Here is a 16842-nt window from a genome sequence, read left to right as displayed (position 1 = left end):
CTCAGAAGTGGCTACCGCTCCAGGCCGCCGTCCGGGTGCCGAACAGCACGTCCGCGGCCGCCGGAGCGGCCGGGTCCCGCACCTCGATCCGGCCCGCCGCCGCCAGCGCCGAAGGCCGCCAGGTGCCGAGGTACGCCATGGCCAGGGTGGTGACGTCCATGCGGAGCCCGGCCGGCCGGTCCGTGCGCGCGGCGCCGTTCGGCGTGACGAGGTAGCTGCCGCTGTTGGCCGGCAGCAGCGGATCGGTCACCTCGACGACCACCGGCTCGGCGTGGCCGTACGCCCGGCCGCCCAACGCGGTGGGGACGTCGACGAGCCGGATCCAGTGCTCGTCCTCGATCCGGTCGACGTTCCCGGACCGGTGGTCGGCCAGCAGCAGCTCGACCGGTTCGTCGAGCGGCCGCGACTCGGCGACGACCCGGTCCACCAGGTCGAGCCCGAGCAGGAACCGCCACAGCCCCGCGAACGCCGTGGCGGAACCGGCGAACAGGTCCGCCACCTCGGCGGTCTTCGTCCACGGGTGCGCCATCGGTCCCTCGACGTGGTAGATCGCGAACCCGTCCGGCCCGCCGGTGCCGTGGTGCACGACCGCCTTCACCGGCGCCGCGTGCCGCCGCAGCTGCGTCTCGTAGAGCCGCCACAGCACCTCCGGCCGGGTCATCATGCCCGGCCGGTGCTCGAGGCCGTCGTACACCCGGGGACAGACTTCGAGCGCGCGGTCGAGGTCCAGCAGCTCCAGCTCCCCGCCCACCGGCGCGTCCGGACGCAGCCGCGCCCGGTGCCGGTCGACGCTGTAGCCGCGGGACCGCGTGGCCAGCCCGTAGCCGAACCGGCCGTAGATCCCGGCCTCCGACGCGAGCAGGTTCGCGAAGACCACCCCGCGCGCGGCGAAGTCTTCCAGCTGCGTCGTCATCAGCGCCCGCAGCACCCCGCGGCGCGTGCGATCGGGACGCACCCCCACGGAGGTGACACCCACCATCGGCAGCCGCGTCCCCCCGGGCACCGTCAGCTCCGCGTCGAAGGACCGCGCGGTCCCGATGAGCTCCGGATCGAACGCCCCGAGCGCGCCACCGGGCTGGTAGTACCGCGCCGCGTACACCCATTCGGCGTCGTCGGACGGCGGGAAGTGCACAGTCTCCCGGAACAGGTTGCTCGCCGCCCGGTGCTCCCCGGCGTCCAGCGTCCGGATCTCGAAGTCGCTCATACCCGGATCATCTCCGGAAACGCCGGGGCCCGGCCACCGCGGAAGGTGGCCGGGCCCCGGGCCCGCTACTTGGTGACGGGCGGGGAAACCTCGTAGTTGCCGCCGTCACCCTTCACCGTGATCGGCACCTGCTGCGGCTTCCCGGCGATCGTGGCGGTGCACTCGAACTTCGCGCCGTCCTCGACCTTCTGCTCGGCCGGGCAGGTGACGCCGGTGACGCCGTCGATCTTGTAGGTCTCGGTCAGCAGCTTCTGCACGTCGGTCTGCATCTGGGTGTTGTTGAAGACCTGCGTCTTGAGGAACCCGGGCGCGACGAACCCGAGCACCAGGAACACGGCGACGGCCACGATCGCCGCGACCACGCCGATCAGCAGACCCTTCTTCGACTTCGCCGGCTTCTCCCCTTCCGGGGCCGCCGTGCCGGGGAACTGCTGGCCGTAGTCGTACTGGCCGCCCGGCTGCTGCCCGTACTGCGGCTGCGCCTGCGGCCCGCTCTGCGGGTACGCCCCACCCGGCTGCTGGCCGTACTGCGGCTGGGCCTGCGGCCCGCTCTGCGGGTACCCGCCGCCGGGCTGCTGGCCGTAGGGCGGCGGCTGCTGGCCCCACTGCGGCTGCTGCGGCGGGGAGTACCCGCCCGGCTGCTGCCCCCACTGCGGTTGCTGGGGCTGCTGCGGCTGGCCCCATGGCTGCTGCTGGTTCGGGTCGTAAGAAGGCTGTTGCGGCTGTCCCCACTGCGGCTGCTCCTGCGAGCCGCTCGGCGGGTACGCGCCGCCCGGCTGCTGCCCGTACTGGGGCTGCTGTGGGTCGTTGCCGCCATACGGCGTGCTCATCGTCTGCCTCCGCCTGCTTCGCTCATCGCTGTCCACCCCGAAACACCGGCAAGCCGCGCACGCACGGTGTCGCCCGCGATCCAACCACAGGTCGGAGCCGAGCACACGCGCCCACGCTCACCACCCGCACGGCCACCGAGCTGGGCTAACACCGAGTTCACGCCGCCCCCGCGGCCACGACCCCGCGCCGGAGCGCCTTCACCGCTTCGGCCGCTGTCGCACCCACCGGATCGGCCTTGCCCAGCACGTCCCGGATCTGGTCCAGCAGGTCGATCACCTGACGCGACCACCGCACGAAGTCACCGGCCGACAGCTCCTGCCCGTTGGCCTCGGCCGCGGTCAGCACCTTCTCCAGGGATTCACCGCGGGCCCAGCGGTAAACCGGCCAGGCGAACCCGGCGTCGGGCTCCCGGGTCCGGTCGAGCCGGTGCCGCCGCTCGTCCTCGGTCAGCTCGACCCACAGCCGCGCCGTCTCCTGCCACGCCTCCGGCACCGCCCCGCCCGGCAGCCGCGGCTCCCCGGCGGTGTCCCGTCGCGCCTCGAACACCAGCGTCGACACGACCGCGGCCAGCTCGGGCGGGTTGAGCTTCCGCCACACGCCGTGCCGGATGCACTCCGCGGCCAGCAGGTCCGACTCGCTGTAGAGCCGCGTCAGCCGCCGGCCGTGCTCGGTGACGCGGTCCTCGCCGTCCCCCGCCGGCTCCGGCCCCGATCCATCCACGCCTCCGCCACCACCCTCAACGGAGGCGCTTCGCGCCACGGCCAGATAGCCGCGCTCACCCAGCAGCGCCAGGATCCGGTCGAACGCCCGCGCCAGCGAGTGCGTCGTCGCCGCGACCTTCCGCTCCAGCTGCTGCGTTTCGGCCGCGAGCCGCTGGTACCGCTCCACCCAGCGCAGGTTCGCCTCGCGCTCGGCCAGCCCGTGGCACGGGTGCGCCCGCAGCGCCCGCCGCAGGGCCGCCAGCTCACCGTCTTCGTTCGCCCCGGCACGCCGCTTCTGCCGGCCCGGCAGCGCGATCCCGGCGTCCCGCAACGCCGAGGCGATGTCCCGGCGCGTCCGCGGCGACCGCAGCTCCACGTGCTTGGGCAGCTTGATCCGCCCCAGCACCTCCACCGGCGCCGGGAAGTCCGCCACCGACAAGGGCCCCGACCACCGGTCCTCGGTCACCACCACCGGACGCGGCTCCCGGATCGGGTCCAGCCCCGGATCGACCACCACGGCCAGCCCCGCCCGCCGCCCGGCGGGCACCGCGATGACGTCACCCTTGCGCAGCTTCTCCAGCGACTCGGCCGTCCCGGCCCGCCGCACGGCCGTGTTCTGCCGCGACAGCGCCTTTTCCCGCGCCGAAATCTTCGCCCGCAGCTCGACGTACTCCAGCATCTCGTCGAAGTCGCCGGTCACCGCGGCCGTGTAGCCCTTCAGGGCTTCCTTGTTCCGCTCGATCCGGCGCGCGGTCCCCACCACCGACCGGTCCGCCTGGAACTGCGCGAACGACTGCTCCAGCAGCTCACGCGCCTCGGCCGCCCCCACCTGCGCCACCAGGTTGACCGCCATGTTGTAGCCCGGCCGGAACGACGACCGCAGGGGGTAGGTCCGCGTCGAGGCCAGCCCGGCGACCTGCTTCGGGTCCACCCCCGGCTGCCACGCGACGACCGCGTGCCCCTCCACGTCGATGCCCCGCCGCCCGGCCCGGCCGGTGAGCTGCGTGTACTCCCCCGGCGTCAGATCGACGTGCGCCTCGCCGTTGTACTTCACCAGCCGCTCGAGCACGACCGTGCGGGCCGGCATGTTGATCCCGAGCGCCAGGGTCTCCGTGGCGAACACGACCTTCACCAGCCCGCGGACGAACAGCTCCTCCACGGTCTCCTTGAACGCCGGCAGCAGCCCCGCGTGGTGCCCGGCGATCCCGCGCTCCAGCGCCTCCCGCCACTCCCAGTACCCCAGCACGCCCAGATCGCCCTCGGGCAGATCCGCGGTCCGCTCCTCGATGACCCGGCGGATCTCCTCGACCTCACCCGGCCCGTTCAGCCGCAACCCCGACCGGACGCACTGCGCCACCGCGGCGTCGCAGCCCGCCCGCGAAAAGATGAACACGATGGCCGGCAGCAACCCGGCCCGGTCCAGCTGCTCGACGACGTCCACCCGCGACGGCGGCCGGAACCGCGGCATCCGCGGCGGCGCGCCCCGGCGGCCCCGCGGCCCGCGGAACCCCGCCGGCGCGTACTGGCGGCCGATCTCCTCGGTCCGCCGCAGCAGCGTCGGGTTGATCCGCAGCTCGGCGCCCGGCGCGTGCACGTCGTCGCCGGCGAACAGGTCCAGCAGCCGGTTCCCGACCAGCATGTGCTGCCACAGCGGCACCGGCCGGTGCTCGTCGACGACCACGGTCGTGTCGCCCCGGACCTCCACCAGCCACTCGCCGAACTCCTCGGCGTTGCTGACCGTCGCCGACAGCCCGACCACGCGGACGTACTCGGGCAGGTGCAGGATCACCTCTTCCCACACCGCGCCGCGGAACCGGTCGGCGAGGTAGTGGACCTCGTCCATCACGACGTACCCGAGATCGTTGATCGTGGACGACCCGGCGTAGAGCATGTTGCGCAGCACCTCGGTGGTCATCACGACCACCTGCGCGTTGCCGTTGATCGAGGTGTCCCCGGTCAGCAGGCCGACGGCGTCGGTGCCGTAGCGCGCCACGAGGTCGGCGTACTTCTGGTTCGACAGCGCCTTGATCGGCGTCGTGTAGAAGCACTTGCGGCCTTCGGCGAGCGCCAGGTGCACGGCGAACTCGCCGACCACGGTCTTGCCCGCCCCGGTCGGCGCGCAGACCAGCACGCCGTGGCCGTCCTCGAGGGCCTCGCACCCGCGGATCTGGAACTGGTCGAACTCGAAGGACACCTCCGCGGCGAAGCGCGTCAGCTGGGGGTACTGCCCGCGGCGCGCGGAGGCCGCATAGGCCTCGGCCGGGGACGGAGAAGGGCTACTGGCCACCTCGTCAGGGTTTCACACCCCTCCGACAGTTCGCACGTTGCGTGCGTCGACCCGCCGCATAGGTCGTTATACGACGACGAAGACCGCGGAACCGGTTCGCGTCCGGCCGCGTCGGAGCGGGCATGACGGAACCGTGCCCGAGCTGCGGCTCGCTGGACCAGGTGCAGCACGTGCCCGCGGTCTACCACGGCGGGCATTCCTTCTTCCGCGGTCAGGGCCCGTCGGTGGCCGTGCCGATCGGCGACGGCCTCGTCTACACGAGCAGCCAGATCAGCGGGGTTTCGGTGACCGCGGTCGCCCGCTCCCTCGACCCCTACCCTCCCCCGCGCCGCGGCGGCGGCCTGCTGGCCGCGGTGATCGCGCTGGCGCTGGTGGGCAGCTGTTTCCTGCTGCTGCCGTTCTCGGCGTCCGACGACCCGCCGCCGGGCGGCGCGGCCGCGAAGGTGCTGGGCTTCGCGGTGCTCTCGTTGCCGGCGTTCGCGGTCTACGTCGCCGCGGGGGTGCTGGTCTGGCTCTACGTGCGGCGGGTCCGGGCGCACCGGCGGCAGCGGCGCGGGGTGCCGGCGGCCCGGCAGGTGTGGGAGCAGGGCTGGTTCTGCCACCGCTGCGGCGGCGTCTACTTCGCCGACTCGGGCCGGCTGCTCACGCCGGACCACTTCCGGCACCTGGTGGCCAGGGCGGGCGGCTACGACCGTTAGGTGTGCGCGGCCTGTCGGGCTGACAGGTGAAGGCCTCCGGATGGGAAGTGGCACCGAAGCGGCGAAGATGTTCATGATCGCCGCTGCGGCGCAGGTCCGGCCCTGGTCGACGATCAGGCGGGCCAGTCGCAACCGCGTTCGTGGGGTCAGGGTGGCGTTAGGGTGGGACACGAAGGGGACAACTTCCCTGGACATCACAGCTAGCCCGGCGCCCCCGGAGCGGGCACTTTCCCGGGAAAGTGCCCGGTCAGGCGAGGACGGTGAGCGCGCCCGGCACGCAGCTGGCCGTCACCGGGACGGTGCCTTGGGGTTCCCCGTCGGCGTAGGCGGGCCAGGTGTTGCCGTCGAGGGTCACCGAGCGGGCGCGCAGCGTGCGGACCGCCGGGTGGGTCACGTGCCGGCCCGTGCGCAGGCCCGGGAGCATGCGCACCAGGCCCCGGCGGGTGGCGTGGCCGATGATCGTGACGTCGAAGACGCCGTCCTCGGGGTCGGCCGTCGGGCAGATCGGGACGCCGCCGCCGTAGAAGCGGGTGTTGCCGATCGCCACGAGGGTCGCGTCGAGCTCGAGCCGGCCGGTGCCGGTGTCGACGATGACCGGGCGCGAGCGGAACGCCGCCAGCTCGGCCAGGATCGCGACGTCGTAGCGGCGTGGCCCGGACGGCCAGCGCATCCGGTTGGCGCGTTCGTTGACGCTCGCGTCGAACCCCGCGCACAGCACCGTCGCGAACCACGTGTCGCCGGCGCGGCCGAGGTCGATGCGCCGCCGGGCGCCCGAACGCAGGGCCGCGACCAGCGCGTCGACCGCCGGGAGCGGTTCGCCGGGGATGCCGAGGGCGCGGGCGAAGTCGTTGCCGGTGCCCGCCGGGACCAGGCCGAGCGCGACGTCGTGGTTCGCGCAGAACTGGACGCCCTGGTGGGCGGCGCCGTCCCCGCCGAGCACGATCAGCACGTCGAGCCCGGCGGCGTGGGAGGACCGCATCAGCGCGCGGGACTCCTCGACGGTGTTGGCGACCAGCACGTCGAGCCGATCGACCGCCGTGCGCAGCCGCTCGGCGACGGTGCCGGCGATCCGGGCGGCGGCGCCGTGCCCCGACGCCGGGTGCACGGCGAGCGCGGCGTGGATCCCCACTAGGTGACGTCGTCGGTGCTCGAGCGGCCACCGGACGCGGTCGGGGTGGACGGCTCGTCGTCGATGGTGCTCGGCGTGTAGTCGAACGGCGCGGCTTCGTCGTCGGCGAGCTGGTCCCAGCCCTCGTCACCGCGGGCCTTCTCGAGCTTGCGGTCGTGGAAGCGGGCCATCTGCACGGCGATCTCGAACAGCACGGTGAGCGCGCCGGCCAGGCCGAGCATGGAGAACGGGTCCGAGCCGGGGGTGGCGAACGCCGCGAAGACGAACAGCGCGAACACGATGCCGCGCCGCCACTTCTTCAGCTGCGCGTACTTGACCACGCCGACGCGGTTGAGCATCACCACCAGCAGCGGGAGCTCGAAGCTGATGCCGAAGATGATCAGCAGCGACAGCAGGAACGAGATGTACTTGTCCGCTGTCAGCGCGGTGACGAACGCGTCCTGGCCGAAGCCCATCAGCAGCTGCAGGGCGTGCGGGAAGAGGATGTAGGCGAGCACGGCGCCCGCGGCGAACAGCACCGACGCGAACCCGACGAACGTCAGCGCGTACTTGCGCTCCTTGCTGTACAGGCCGGGCGCGATGAACGCCCAGAGCTGGTACAGCCAGGCCGGCGAGAGGAGCACGGCCCCGGCCGCGATGCCGACCTTCAGCTGCGTCATGAACGCCTCGAACGGCACGGTCTGCAGCAGGCGGCACCCGGCGGCGCTGTCGAGCCGCCGATCCGGCGGGATGGCGCAGTACGGGTCCTTGACGAGGTCGCCCAGCGACGGGATCGGACCGATCTTGGTGCCGAACCAGATGAACCCGATGATCCCGCCGACGACCACCGCGAGCAGTGCGAAGCCGAGGCGGCGGCGGAACTCGTAGATGTGCTCGATGAGCGTCATCGTGCCGTCGGGATTCGCCCGACGGCTGCGCTTGCGCCGCTTCGACCGGCGGCTGTCACCGTTTCCGGAGGCGGATTCCGCCACGGGTTGTTCCGTTCTCGTCGGAGTCCGCCGGAGCGCGCCGGGCTCGGCGCGCTCCGTGGACGGGGGACCGGGTGGGGCCGGAGCCGCTCAGCTGACGTTCTTCTGCGGCTGCTCGGCCGCCTGCTGCTTCTTCAGTTCGTCGAGCTGACGCTGCAGGTCGGCGACCTGCTGGTCGGTCGAAACGGGCGTAGCGGGCGTGGCCGGGATCTGCTTCGTCACGGCGGGCTCGGCGTCTTCGTGCGCCGCGGTCTTGTCGCCGGTGAGGTCCTTGGTCTCGGCCTTGAAGATCTTCATGGACTTGCCGATGGACCGGGCCGCGTCGGGAAGCCTCTTGGCCCCGAACAGCAGCACGACGACGAGCACCAAGATGATCAAATGCCACGGCTGCAATCCGTTCAGCATGGTGGCCTCCTATCTGCGTCTGGTAGGGATGTTACTGGTTTTCCGGGTGGCGGCGGCGCTGCGCGAACGCGACGCGCAATGCCGCCGACCGGGCACGGACGAGCCCCGCCCGGTCCTGGGTGTTCGTAGCCACCATGCTTGCGGTCTGCCGGAAAGCACGCAAGACCTTGACGGTCCGCACCAGCAGGACCACGAGGACGGCGAGGCCGAGCACGATGAGCGCGGCGGTGGGCAGGTACGGCACGCCGTCAGCCTAGTGGCCGCAGGTTGACGGAAGGTGACGGGCTCGGGCCACGGCGTCGGCGGCCCGGCGACCGACGTCGGACGCGAGGTCGGCCGGGCTCTCCACCAGCGCTTCCCCGCCCAGGCCCAGCACCAGGCGCACCATCCACGACTGGTCGGCGTAGCGCATCCGGATCCGCAGGCGGCCGCCGTCGAGCTCGTCGAGCTCCTCGCACGGGTAGTACTCGGCTACCCAGCGTGCGTCCGGGTCGAGGACCAGGACGGCCTCCCGCTGGTCGGGACGCTCGCGGAAGACGCCGTCGGAGAGGTCGGTGGGGTGCGCGTGCGCGGGCGGGCGCGACGGCTCGCCGAGGACGGTCAGCTCGTCGATCCGGTCGAGCCGGAACAGCCGGACGCCCTCGGCGCGGCGGCACCAGGCCTCGAGGTAGCCGACCGCCTGGACGATCAGCAGCCGCATCGGGTCGACCGTGCGCTCGGTGATCTGGTCCTTCGAGGCGGTGTAGTAGCGGATCCGCAGCGCACGCCCGTCCTGCAGGGCGCGGGCGACCTCCTCGCGGGTCCGCGCGGTCTTCTCGCCCTCGCGCACTCCCCCGCCGACGACCACGCCGGCCGGCTGGGCCTGCCCGGCGGCGGCCTCGATCTTCGCGATGGAGCGGCGGACGGCGTCGCCGTCGACCACGCCCGGCGTCTCGGCCAGTGCCCGCAGCGCCACCAGCAGCGCGGTCGCCTCGCCGCCGGTCAGCCGCAGCGGGCGGCTCATCCCGGCGTCGTGGGTGACGACGATCGTGTCACCCTCGAAGGACAGGTCGATCAGGTCGCCGGGGCCGTAGCCGGGCAGCCCGCACATCCACAGCAGCTCGAGGTCCTTGCGCAGCTGCTTCGGCGTGACGTCGAAGTCCTGCGCCGCGTCGTCGATGCGGACGCCCGGGCGCGCGAGCAGGTACGGCACGAGCGCGAGCAGCCTCGGCATCCGGTCGGTCGACCCGCTCACCGCGCACTCCCCTGCCGGGCGACGACGGCTTCGAGGCGGTCCTGCACGCTCTTGGCCAGTACGTCGGGTTCGAACACGACGACGTCGGGGCCCTGCGCGCTGATCCAGTCGGCGGCCGACTCGGGGTAGAGCAGGCCGATCTCGACGAGGTCGCCTTCTTCGCCGTCGACGGTGGCGCGGCCGACCACGGTGCCGCGGCGGCGGACCCCGGCCGCGCGGCCGTCGGCGACCCACAGGCGCGCGACGGTGACCGGGGCCGGTTCGCTGTCGACCGTCGAGGTGACCAGCTTGAGCAGGTTGACGCCCTCGGGGCGCCGCACCTCGCCGGGCTTCCCGACCGCGCGGACCTGGCCGGTGACGCGGGACAGGCGGAAGCAGCGGGTGGCGCCGCGGTCGCGGTCGTGCCCGACCACGTACCAGCGGGCCCGCCACGAGACCACGCCCCACGGTTCCAGGGTCCGCATCATCCGCTCCGGCGAACCGCTGCGGCGGTACTCGAAGCGGACGGCCTGGCCGTTCTGGACCGCGGCCAGCAGCGGCCCGAACGCCGGTTCGGCCCGCACGCGCGGCTCGACCACGGTGGGCGCCTGGTCGTCGACCTCCAGGCCGGCGGCGCGCAGCTTCACGAGCGCGCCCTGCGCCTGCCCGGTCAGCTCCGGGGAGTCCCACAGCCGGGAGGCCAGCGCGACGGCGGCGGCTTCGTCGGGGGCGAGGTCGATCTCGCCCAGCTCGTAGTCGCGGCGGGCGATGCGGTAGCCCTCGATCGCGTCGAACGCGGAGTTGCGGCCGGTCTCCAGGGGGATGCCCAGCTCGCGCAGCTCCGTCTTGTCCCGCTCGAACATCCGGAAGTACGCCTCGTCGCTGGCCGCGTCACCGTATCCGGGCACGATGCCGCGGATCCGCTCGGCGGTGAGGTACTGCCGGGTGGACAACAGGGCCAGCACCAGATTGACCAGCCGTTCGGCGCGTGCGGTGGACACCCGGTAGAGCCTAGCCCGCGCCGCCCGGCCCGATCGTGAGGTCCGGGGTGCGCGCGTCGTAATCGGCCCGGGCGGCGTCGACGGCCTCGAAGTTCACCTCGGCCCACTCCTTGAACCCGGCCATCAGCGCCCGCAGCGATTCTCCCAGTGGCGTAAGGGAATAGTCCACGCGGACGGGCACCGCGGGGGTGACCTCGCGGCGGATCAGGCCGTCCCGTTCGAGCACCCGCAGGGTCTGGGTGAGCATCTTCTGGCTGACCCCGGCGATGCGCCGCGAAAGGTCGCTGTAGCGCTGCGGGCCGTCACCGAGCGCGACGAGAACGAGGCTGACCCACTTGCCGGCGATCTCGTCCAGCAGCTTCCGGGTCGGGCAGGCGGCGAGGTAGGCGTCGTAGGCGGCTTTTTCGGCTTGCCGCCGCTGTTCCGCCGTGCGCGTGGGCACCGGGCGAACCTCCTGGTGAGCAGGGAACCTGCGAGTGCGTACTTCCCATCGGAGAGTAGCTCCCCTTACGTTCGCGGGGAAGGTTCGACCCGTGGAGGAGACGAAGATGCGTGCGGTGGTGGTCCGGCGGTTCGGCGGCCCGGAGGTGCTGGAATTCGCCGAGGTGCCGGTCCCGGAGCCCGGCCCCGGCCAGGTGCGGATCCGGGTGGCGGCGGCCGCGGTGAACCCGGTCGATCTCGCGACCCGGTCCGGGGTGCTCGGTCCGGCCGGGGTGGTCCCGCCGCGGGAGGTGCTCGGCCTGGGGTGGGACGTCGCCGGTTCGGTCGACGACGCCGGGGACACGGGGTTCCGGGCCGGCGACGCCGTGATCGGGCTGCGTGACCGGATCGCCACGCCGCTCGGTGCCTACGCCGAGCAGATCGTGCTGGACGCGTCGGCGGTCGCCCCCGCTCCGGCGGGGGTTTCGCCGTTCGAAGCCGCGACCCTGCCCCTCAACGCCCTGACCGCCGCCCAGGCGCTCGATCTCGTCGAAACCACCGGCACCGTCCTGGTCACCGGCGCGGCCGGGGCGGTCGGCGGGTACGCCGTGGCGCTGGCGCACGCGCGAAAGCTCCGGGTCGTCGCCGTGGCGTCCGAAGCCGACGAAGCGCAGGTCCGGAGCTTCGGCGCGGACGAGTTCGTGCCGCGCGGCCCGTCGCTGGGCGACCGGGTGCGCGCGGTGGTGCCCGGCGGCGTGGACGCCGCACTCGACACCGCGCTCCTCGGCCTGGACGCCCTCGACGCGGTCCGCGGCGGCGGTGAGTTCGTGGCCTTCGCGGCCGGGGCGGCGCCACTCGGGTTGCGGGGAATCCGCGTCCGCAGCGTCTGGATCCGCGCGGACGGCGAACGGCTGGCCGGCCTGGCCCGCCTCGTCGAGAACGGCACGCTCCCCGTGCGCGTCGCCGGTGTCCTGCCGCTCACCGAAGCCGCCGCCGCGCACGAACGGCTGGCCGCGGGCGGCCTGCGTGGCAGGCTCGTCCTGACTCCCTAACCTGGAGCGCATGGCTGATCGCGTTCTCCTCGTCACCGGTGCGTCCCGCGGCCTCGGCGCCGCCACCGCCCGGCTCGCCGCCGCGGCCGGGTTCAAGGTCGCCCTCGTCGCCCGCCGGGCCGGCTCCGTCACGGCCCTCGCGGCCGAACTCGGCGAAGACCGGGCCCTCGCCCTCGGCGCCGACGTCGCGGACTGGCCGGGCATCTCCGGCGCCGTCGCCGAAACCGTCGAAAAGTTCGGCCGCCTCGATGCCGCCTTCGCCAACGCCGGCATCGGCGTCGGGACGTCCTTCTTCGGCGCCGACGATCCCGACCCCACCGCGTGGGAGGAGATGGTCCGCACCAACGTCCTGGGCGCCGCCTACACCGCCCGCGCGGCTCTCCCCGCGCTGAAGGAAACCGCCGGGCACCTGCTGATCACCGGCTCGGTCGCCGGCCGCTACATCCGCAACGCGAGCCTCTACTCGGCGACGAAGTGGGCGGTGACCGGCATGGCGGGCGCGATCCGCGAGGAGGCCGTCGGCACCGGCGTGCGGGTCACGCTGATCAACCCCGGCATCACCGACACCGACATCCTCGACGACGAGCAGCGCAAGAAGCCGAAGCTGGCCGCGGACGACATCGCCCGCGCGGTGCTCTACGCCCTCGAGCAGCCGCCTTCGGTCGACGTCAACGAGATCATGGTCCGGCCCACCGGCCAGGTGCTCTAGCGAAGGCGGGCGACCCGGCCCTGGGCGCCGCTGGCCCAGCAGGCGGCACCGGCGCAGTCGACGCTGTCGAAGCCGCCGGTGTCGAACGCCGTCCAGTGCCGTCCGCCGTCGGGGCTGTAGTCGCTGCCGCCCGGACCGACCGCCAGCACCGTCCCGCCGCGCCAGGCCAGCCCCGACCGGTAGCCCGCGGGGTACTGGCCCGGCGTGGTCCAGGTGCGGCCGCGGTCCCGGGTCAGCGCCACGGCCGGGCCGGGCGCCGCCGGGTTCGCGAAGTCACCGCCGATCGCGACGCCCTGGGACGGCGAGCGGAAGGCCAGTGCGAACACGCCCGCCGACGGGCTGCTGGGCAGCGGCGTGCCGGACGCCGTCCAGTGGCGGCCGCCGTCACCGGAGTGCAGGACGCGGGCGGTCGCGCCGCCGCCGGTCGCGAGCCAGGCGTCGAACGGCCCGGCCGTCGTGACGCACTGGCCGCTGGCCGCGAACCCGGCCTCGCCGGGCAGCGCGGGCGGGAAGCCGCGGTCGGGCACCGGCCGCCAGCTGCGGCCGCCGTCGAAGGTGGCCTGCACCCGGAACCGGCCGTCGACGGGGTCGCTCATGGCCAGGCCGCGCCAGGGGTCGAAGAAGGCGAGGCAGTCGTAGAACGCCGCCGCGTCGGTGTTCTGGAACGTCTGGCGCCAGCTCGTGCCGCCGTCTTCGGTCCGGTAGACGCGCGAGTCGGCGCCGGGCCCGATGGAGAGGATGACGGCGTGGTCGGCGTCGAAGGCCTCGACGTCGCGGAACTGGAGAGCCTCGGTCCCCGGCGGCCCGACGGACCGCCAGGTGGCCCCGCCGTCGACCGTCCGCAGGACGGTGCCCTGCGTGCCGCTGACCCAGGCGACCCGCCCGCTGACCGCGGACAGCCCGCGGAACTGGGCGATCACGCCGGTCGGCTTCAGCTCCCACCGCGGCGGGCGCTCCCCCGCCGACGCCGGAGCCGCGAGCGAAACCACCAGGGCGAGCACGAGCAGCACGACACGCATGCGCCGATCCTGCCGCACCGGCCGCGCGACTTTCGTCGGAAACGCCCCCGCCCGTCGTGAGTGGTAAGGCCGGTGAGACCCGTCCCTACCACTCACGACCGCCGCGGCAGAGCGCGCGTCGCGACCGTGCGCTCGGGTGGCTAGAGCGAGCTGATCAGGCGCTCCACCCGCTCGTCGACCGAGCGGAACGGGTCCTTGCACAGGACCGTGCGCTGAGCCTGGTCGTTGAGCTTCAAGTGCACCCAGTCGACCGTGAAGTCGCGGCCGGCGGCCTGGGCGGCGGCGATGAAGTCGCCCCGCAGCTTGGCCCGGGTCGTCTGCGGCGGGGTGTCCTTGGCCGCCTCGATCTCGCCGTCGTCGGTGACCCGGCGGACCAGGCCCTTGCGCTGGAGCAGGTCGAAGATGCCCCGGCCCCGGCGGATGTCGTGGTAGGCCAGGTCGAGCTGGGCGATGCGCGGGCTGGACAGGTCCAGGTCGTGCTTGTGCCGGTAGCGCTCGACCAGCCGGTGCTTGATCGCCCAGTCGATCTCGGTGTCGATCTTGCCGAAGTCCTGCTGCTCGACCGCGTCCAGCGCCCGGCCCCACAGCTCGACCACGCGCTCGTTCGCCGCGGTCGTGCCGTTGTCCTTGATGTGCTGGACCGCCCGGGCGTGGTACTCGCGCTGGATGTCCAGTGCCGAGGCCTCGCGCCCGCCGGCGAGGCGCACCTGGCGGCGGCCGGTGAGGTCGTGGCTGATCTCGCGGATCGCCCGGATCGGGTTGTCCAGGGTGAAGTCGCGGAACTGGACGCCGGCCTCGATCATCTCGAGCACCAGGTTCGCCGAGCCCACCTTGAGCATGGTCGTCGGCTCGGCCATGTTCGAGTCGCCCACGATGACGTGCAGGCGCCGGTAGCGCTCGGCGTCGGCGTGCGGCTCGTCACGGGTGTTGATGATCGGGCGCGACCGGGTCGTGGCGCTGGAGACGCCCTCCCAGATGTGCTCCGCCCGCTGGGAGAGGCAGTAGACCGCACCCCGCGGGGTCTGCAGCACCTTGCCGGCCCCGCAGATGAGCTGGCGGGTCACCAGGAACGGGAGCAGCACGTCCGCGATCCGGGAGAATTCGCCCGCCCGGGTCACCAGGTAGTTCTCGTGACAACCGTAGGAGTTGCCCGCCGAGTCGGTGTTGTTCTTGAACAGGAAGATGTCGCCGCCGATGCCTTCGTCGGCGAGCCGCCGCTCGGCGTCGACCAGCAGGTCCTCGAGGATCCGCTCCCCGGCCTTGTCGTGCGTGACGAGCTGGACCAGGTCGTCACACTCGGCCGTCGCGTACTCGGGGTGCGAGCCGACGTCGAGGTAGAGCCGGGAGCCGTTCGACAGGAACACGTTGGAGGAGCGTCCCCACGACACGACCCGCCGGAACAGGTAGCGCGCCACCTCGTCGGGCGAGAGCCTGCGCTGTCCGTGGAAGGTGCACGTGACCCCGAACTCGGTCTCGATGCCAAAGATCCGCCGCTGCATTCCACCAGAGTAGGCGCTGGACCCCCGCCAACGGTGCGCCGTTCGGGCGTCGACACGCCCCCAGTACGCCACAGACGGTGAATTCACCCCGAATACGGCACGATTGGAGCACTGCTCTTGACGTTCGGCGGAAGGCGGACTCCTTGTCACACCAGCTCATCCGGGCCTTCCGGCGGGTCGGCCGGACCGATCGCGCCCTGATGCGCCGCAGTGCCTCGCTCCCCGCCTCCCGGGTCGACGACGCGCTGATGACGCTGTCCAGATCGGCGAACAAGTCCCGCCTGTGGTGGGGCGTCGCCGCGCTGCTGGCCACCCGCAGGGGCGAGACCCGGCGCGCCGCCCTGCGCGGGGTGGTCGCGATCGCCGGGGCCAGCGCCGCGGCGAACCTCATCGGCAAGCCGCTGTTCCCCCGGCGCCGCCCGGCCGAGGAGGAGACGCCGGTGCGCCGCCGCCTGCGGAAACGGCCCACGTCCTCGTCGTTCCCGTCCGGGCACTCGGCGTCCGCGGCGGCCTTCGCCACGGCGGTGGTGATGGAATCGCCGCGGGCCGGGCTCGCCGTCGCCCCGCTGGCGCTGGCCGTGGCCTACTCGCGGGTCCACACCGGCGTGCACTGGCCCTCCGACGTCGGCGTCGGGCTGGGCATCGGCGTCGGTGTCGGCCTGGCCACCCGGCACTGGTGGCCGCTGCACGACGACGTCCCGGGCCGGACCACCCACCACGCCGACGCACCCGAGATGGCCGACGGCGAAGACATGCTGGTCGTGGTCAACCCCAGCTCCGGCGTGGCCACCCACGACCCGACGGAGGAGGTCCGGCTCGCCTGGCCCAAGGCCGCCCTGCTCTACCCGGACGCGAAGCAGGACCTGCGGGCCCAGCTCGAAGCCGAGATCGACGCGCTCGGCTCCGTGCGCGCGCTCGGTGTCGCGGGCGGGGACGGCACCGTCGCCGCCGTCGCCTCGATCGCCGCCGAACGCGACCTGCCGCTCGCGCTGGTCCCGGCGGGCACGCTTAACCACTTCGCCCGCGACGTCGGCGTCAGCGCCATGCCCGACGCCGACGCGGCGACCGAGGTCGGCAACGCCGTCGGTATCGACTTGGGCGAGGTCGAGATCGAGGGTGCCGACGGCCGCGCGCACCGCTGGTTCGTCAACACCGCCAGCCTCGGTGGCTACCCGGAGATGGTCCGGCTGCGGGAGAAGCTGCAGGAGAAGCACCCGAAGTGGCCCTCGGCCGCGATCGCGCTGGCCAGGTCGCTGCGCAACGCCAAGCCGCTGACCGTCCGGCTCAACGGCAAGCGCACCCAGGTCTGGCTGCTGTTCGTCGGCAACGGCACGTACGCGCCGAAGGGTTTCGCGCCCAGCCGCCGTCCCGCGCTCGACACCGGCCTGCTCGACATCCGCTACCTGCGGGCCGACCTGCCGTACTCGCGCGCCCGGTTCCTGATCGCGATGATCACCCGCAGCCTCGCCGCCAGCCACGTCTACCAGGAGCTCGACCTGCCCGAGCTGGACGTCGAGCTGCTCGACGGCAACCGCCGCGTCGCCACCGACGGCGAGGTCGGCCCGCTCGGCAACCGGTTCCGCTTCCGGTCCCGGCCGAGCGCGCTGACGATCTACCGGCTCTGAAGGTTGCTTTACCTTCTCTCAACGAACCCACAGGGACCCCCGGCTAGCTTCGCGGTCGAGCCGCGGGCACTCCTGCTCGCG

16 protein-coding genes are annotated in these 16842 nt (G+C 73.2%); 4 read left to right on the top strand and 12 right to left on the bottom strand.

Annotated elements, in window-relative coordinates; genetic code table 11:
* Position 1: 1 nt before the first annotated feature.
* The 3 genes from DV20_RS24560 to DV20_RS24550 form a co-directional block, all read right to left on the bottom strand.
* Complete coding sequence (locus DV20_RS24560; RefSeq protein ID WP_043784149.1) at positions 2–1204, bottom strand: GNAT family N-acetyltransferase; 1203 nt, start codon at positions 1202–1204, stop codon at positions 2–4.
* A gap of 65 nt (positions 1205–1269) precedes the next feature.
* Positions 1270–2034 carry a DUF4333 domain-containing protein gene (locus tag DV20_RS24555; RefSeq protein ID WP_043784148.1) on the bottom strand — a complete coding sequence of 255 codons (765 nt, stop codon included), beginning with the start codon at positions 2032–2034 and terminating at the stop codon, positions 1270–1272.
* Between the two features lie 157 nt (positions 2035–2191).
* The gene (locus DV20_RS24550) at positions 2192–5023 is read right to left on the bottom strand and encodes a DEAD/DEAH box helicase (protein ID WP_043784145.1); all 2832 of its coding nucleotides are present in this window, start codon (positions 5021–5023) and stop codon (positions 2192–2194) included.
* 122 nt (positions 5024–5145) lie between these two features.
* Between DV20_RS24550 and DV20_RS24545 the strand changes: the two genes are divergently transcribed.
* Positions 5146–5721, top strand: a complete 576-nt coding sequence (locus DV20_RS24545) for a hypothetical protein (RefSeq protein WP_043784144.1) — start codon at positions 5146–5148, stop codon at positions 5719–5721.
* Between the two features lie 247 nt (positions 5722–5968).
* Here DV20_RS24545 and DV20_RS24540 read toward each other — a convergent pair whose 3' ends face one another.
* The 7 genes from DV20_RS24540 to DV20_RS24510 form a co-directional block, all read right to left on the bottom strand.
* Positions 5969–6850, bottom strand: coding sequence for a diacylglycerol/lipid kinase family protein (locus tag DV20_RS24540; protein ID WP_043784142.1), 882 nt, complete (start codon positions 6848–6850; stop codon positions 5969–5971).
* Positions 6850–7821 carry a twin-arginine translocase subunit TatC gene (gene tatC / locus DV20_RS24535; protein WP_043784141.1) on the bottom strand — a complete coding sequence of 324 codons (972 nt, stop codon included), beginning with the start codon at positions 7819–7821 and terminating at the stop codon, positions 6850–6852. Before tatC ends, DV20_RS24540 begins: the two co-directional genes overlap by 1 nt.
* Before the next feature lie 87 nt (positions 7822–7908).
* Positions 7909–8223, bottom strand: a complete 315-nt coding sequence (gene tatA, locus DV20_RS24530; RefSeq protein ID WP_043784139.1) for a Sec-independent protein translocase subunit TatA — start codon at positions 8221–8223, stop codon at positions 7909–7911.
* 31 nt (positions 8224–8254) lie between these two features.
* Positions 8255–8467, bottom strand: a complete 213-nt coding sequence (locus tag DV20_RS24525) for a bacteriophage holin (protein WP_043784137.1) — start codon at positions 8465–8467, stop codon at positions 8255–8257.
* A gap of 9 nt (positions 8468–8476) precedes the next feature.
* Positions 8477–9457: a helix-turn-helix transcriptional regulator gene (locus DV20_RS24520; RefSeq protein WP_043784135.1), complete on the bottom strand. Its 981-nt coding sequence runs from the start codon at positions 9455–9457 to the stop codon at positions 8477–8479.
* Entirely contained in the window at positions 9454–10437 is a 984-nt protein-coding gene (locus tag DV20_RS24515; protein ID WP_043784134.1) for a helix-turn-helix transcriptional regulator, read from the bottom strand. The genes DV20_RS24520 and DV20_RS24515 overlap by 4 nt, the downstream gene beginning before the upstream one ends.
* Positions 10438–10447: 10 nt before the next feature.
* The gene (locus DV20_RS24510; protein ID WP_043784131.1) at positions 10448–10879 is read right to left on the bottom strand and encodes a winged helix-turn-helix transcriptional regulator; all 432 of its coding nucleotides are present in this window, start codon (positions 10877–10879) and stop codon (positions 10448–10450) included.
* Positions 10880–10985: 106 nt separating this feature from the next.
* Here DV20_RS24510 and DV20_RS24505 point away from each other — a divergent pair, with 106 nt between their 5' ends.
* Both DV20_RS24505 and DV20_RS24500 read left to right on the top strand, forming a co-directional pair.
* Complete coding sequence (locus DV20_RS24505; protein ID WP_043784218.1) at positions 10986–11909, top strand: NADP-dependent oxidoreductase; 924 nt, start codon at positions 10986–10988, stop codon at positions 11907–11909.
* A 10-nt stretch (positions 11910–11919) separates the two neighbouring features.
* On the top strand, positions 11920–12618 hold the full coding sequence (locus DV20_RS24500; protein ID WP_043784130.1) for an SDR family oxidoreductase: 699 nt from the start codon (positions 11920–11922) through the stop codon (positions 12616–12618).
* Here the strand turns inward: DV20_RS24500 and DV20_RS24495 are convergent.
* Entirely contained in the window at positions 12615–13637 is a 1023-nt protein-coding gene (locus DV20_RS24495) for a WD40/YVTN/BNR-like repeat-containing protein (protein ID WP_043784127.1), read from the bottom strand. The two genes, DV20_RS24500 and DV20_RS24495, sit on opposite strands and share 4 nt — an antisense overlap.
* A gap of 140 nt (positions 13638–13777) precedes the next feature.
* Positions 13778–15136, bottom strand: coding sequence for a Pup--protein ligase (gene pafA, locus DV20_RS24490; RefSeq protein ID WP_043784126.1), 1359 nt, complete (start codon positions 15134–15136; stop codon positions 13778–13780).
* Between the two features lie 143 nt (positions 15137–15279).
* Here pafA and DV20_RS24485 point away from each other — a divergent pair, with 143 nt between their 5' ends.
* Complete coding sequence (locus tag DV20_RS24485) at positions 15280–16761, top strand: bifunctional phosphatase PAP2/diacylglycerol kinase family protein (RefSeq protein ID WP_043784125.1); 1482 nt, start codon at positions 15280–15282, stop codon at positions 16759–16761.
* Positions 16762–16842: the final 81 nt, after the last annotated feature.

Source organism: Amycolatopsis rifamycinica, assembly GCF_000695625.1.
Taxonomy (GTDB): Bacteria; Actinomycetota; Actinomycetes; order Mycobacteriales; family Pseudonocardiaceae; genus Amycolatopsis; species Amycolatopsis rifamycinica.
Note: the sequence above shows the minus strand (reverse complement) of the source record. Positions and strands in the feature narration are given on the sequence as shown.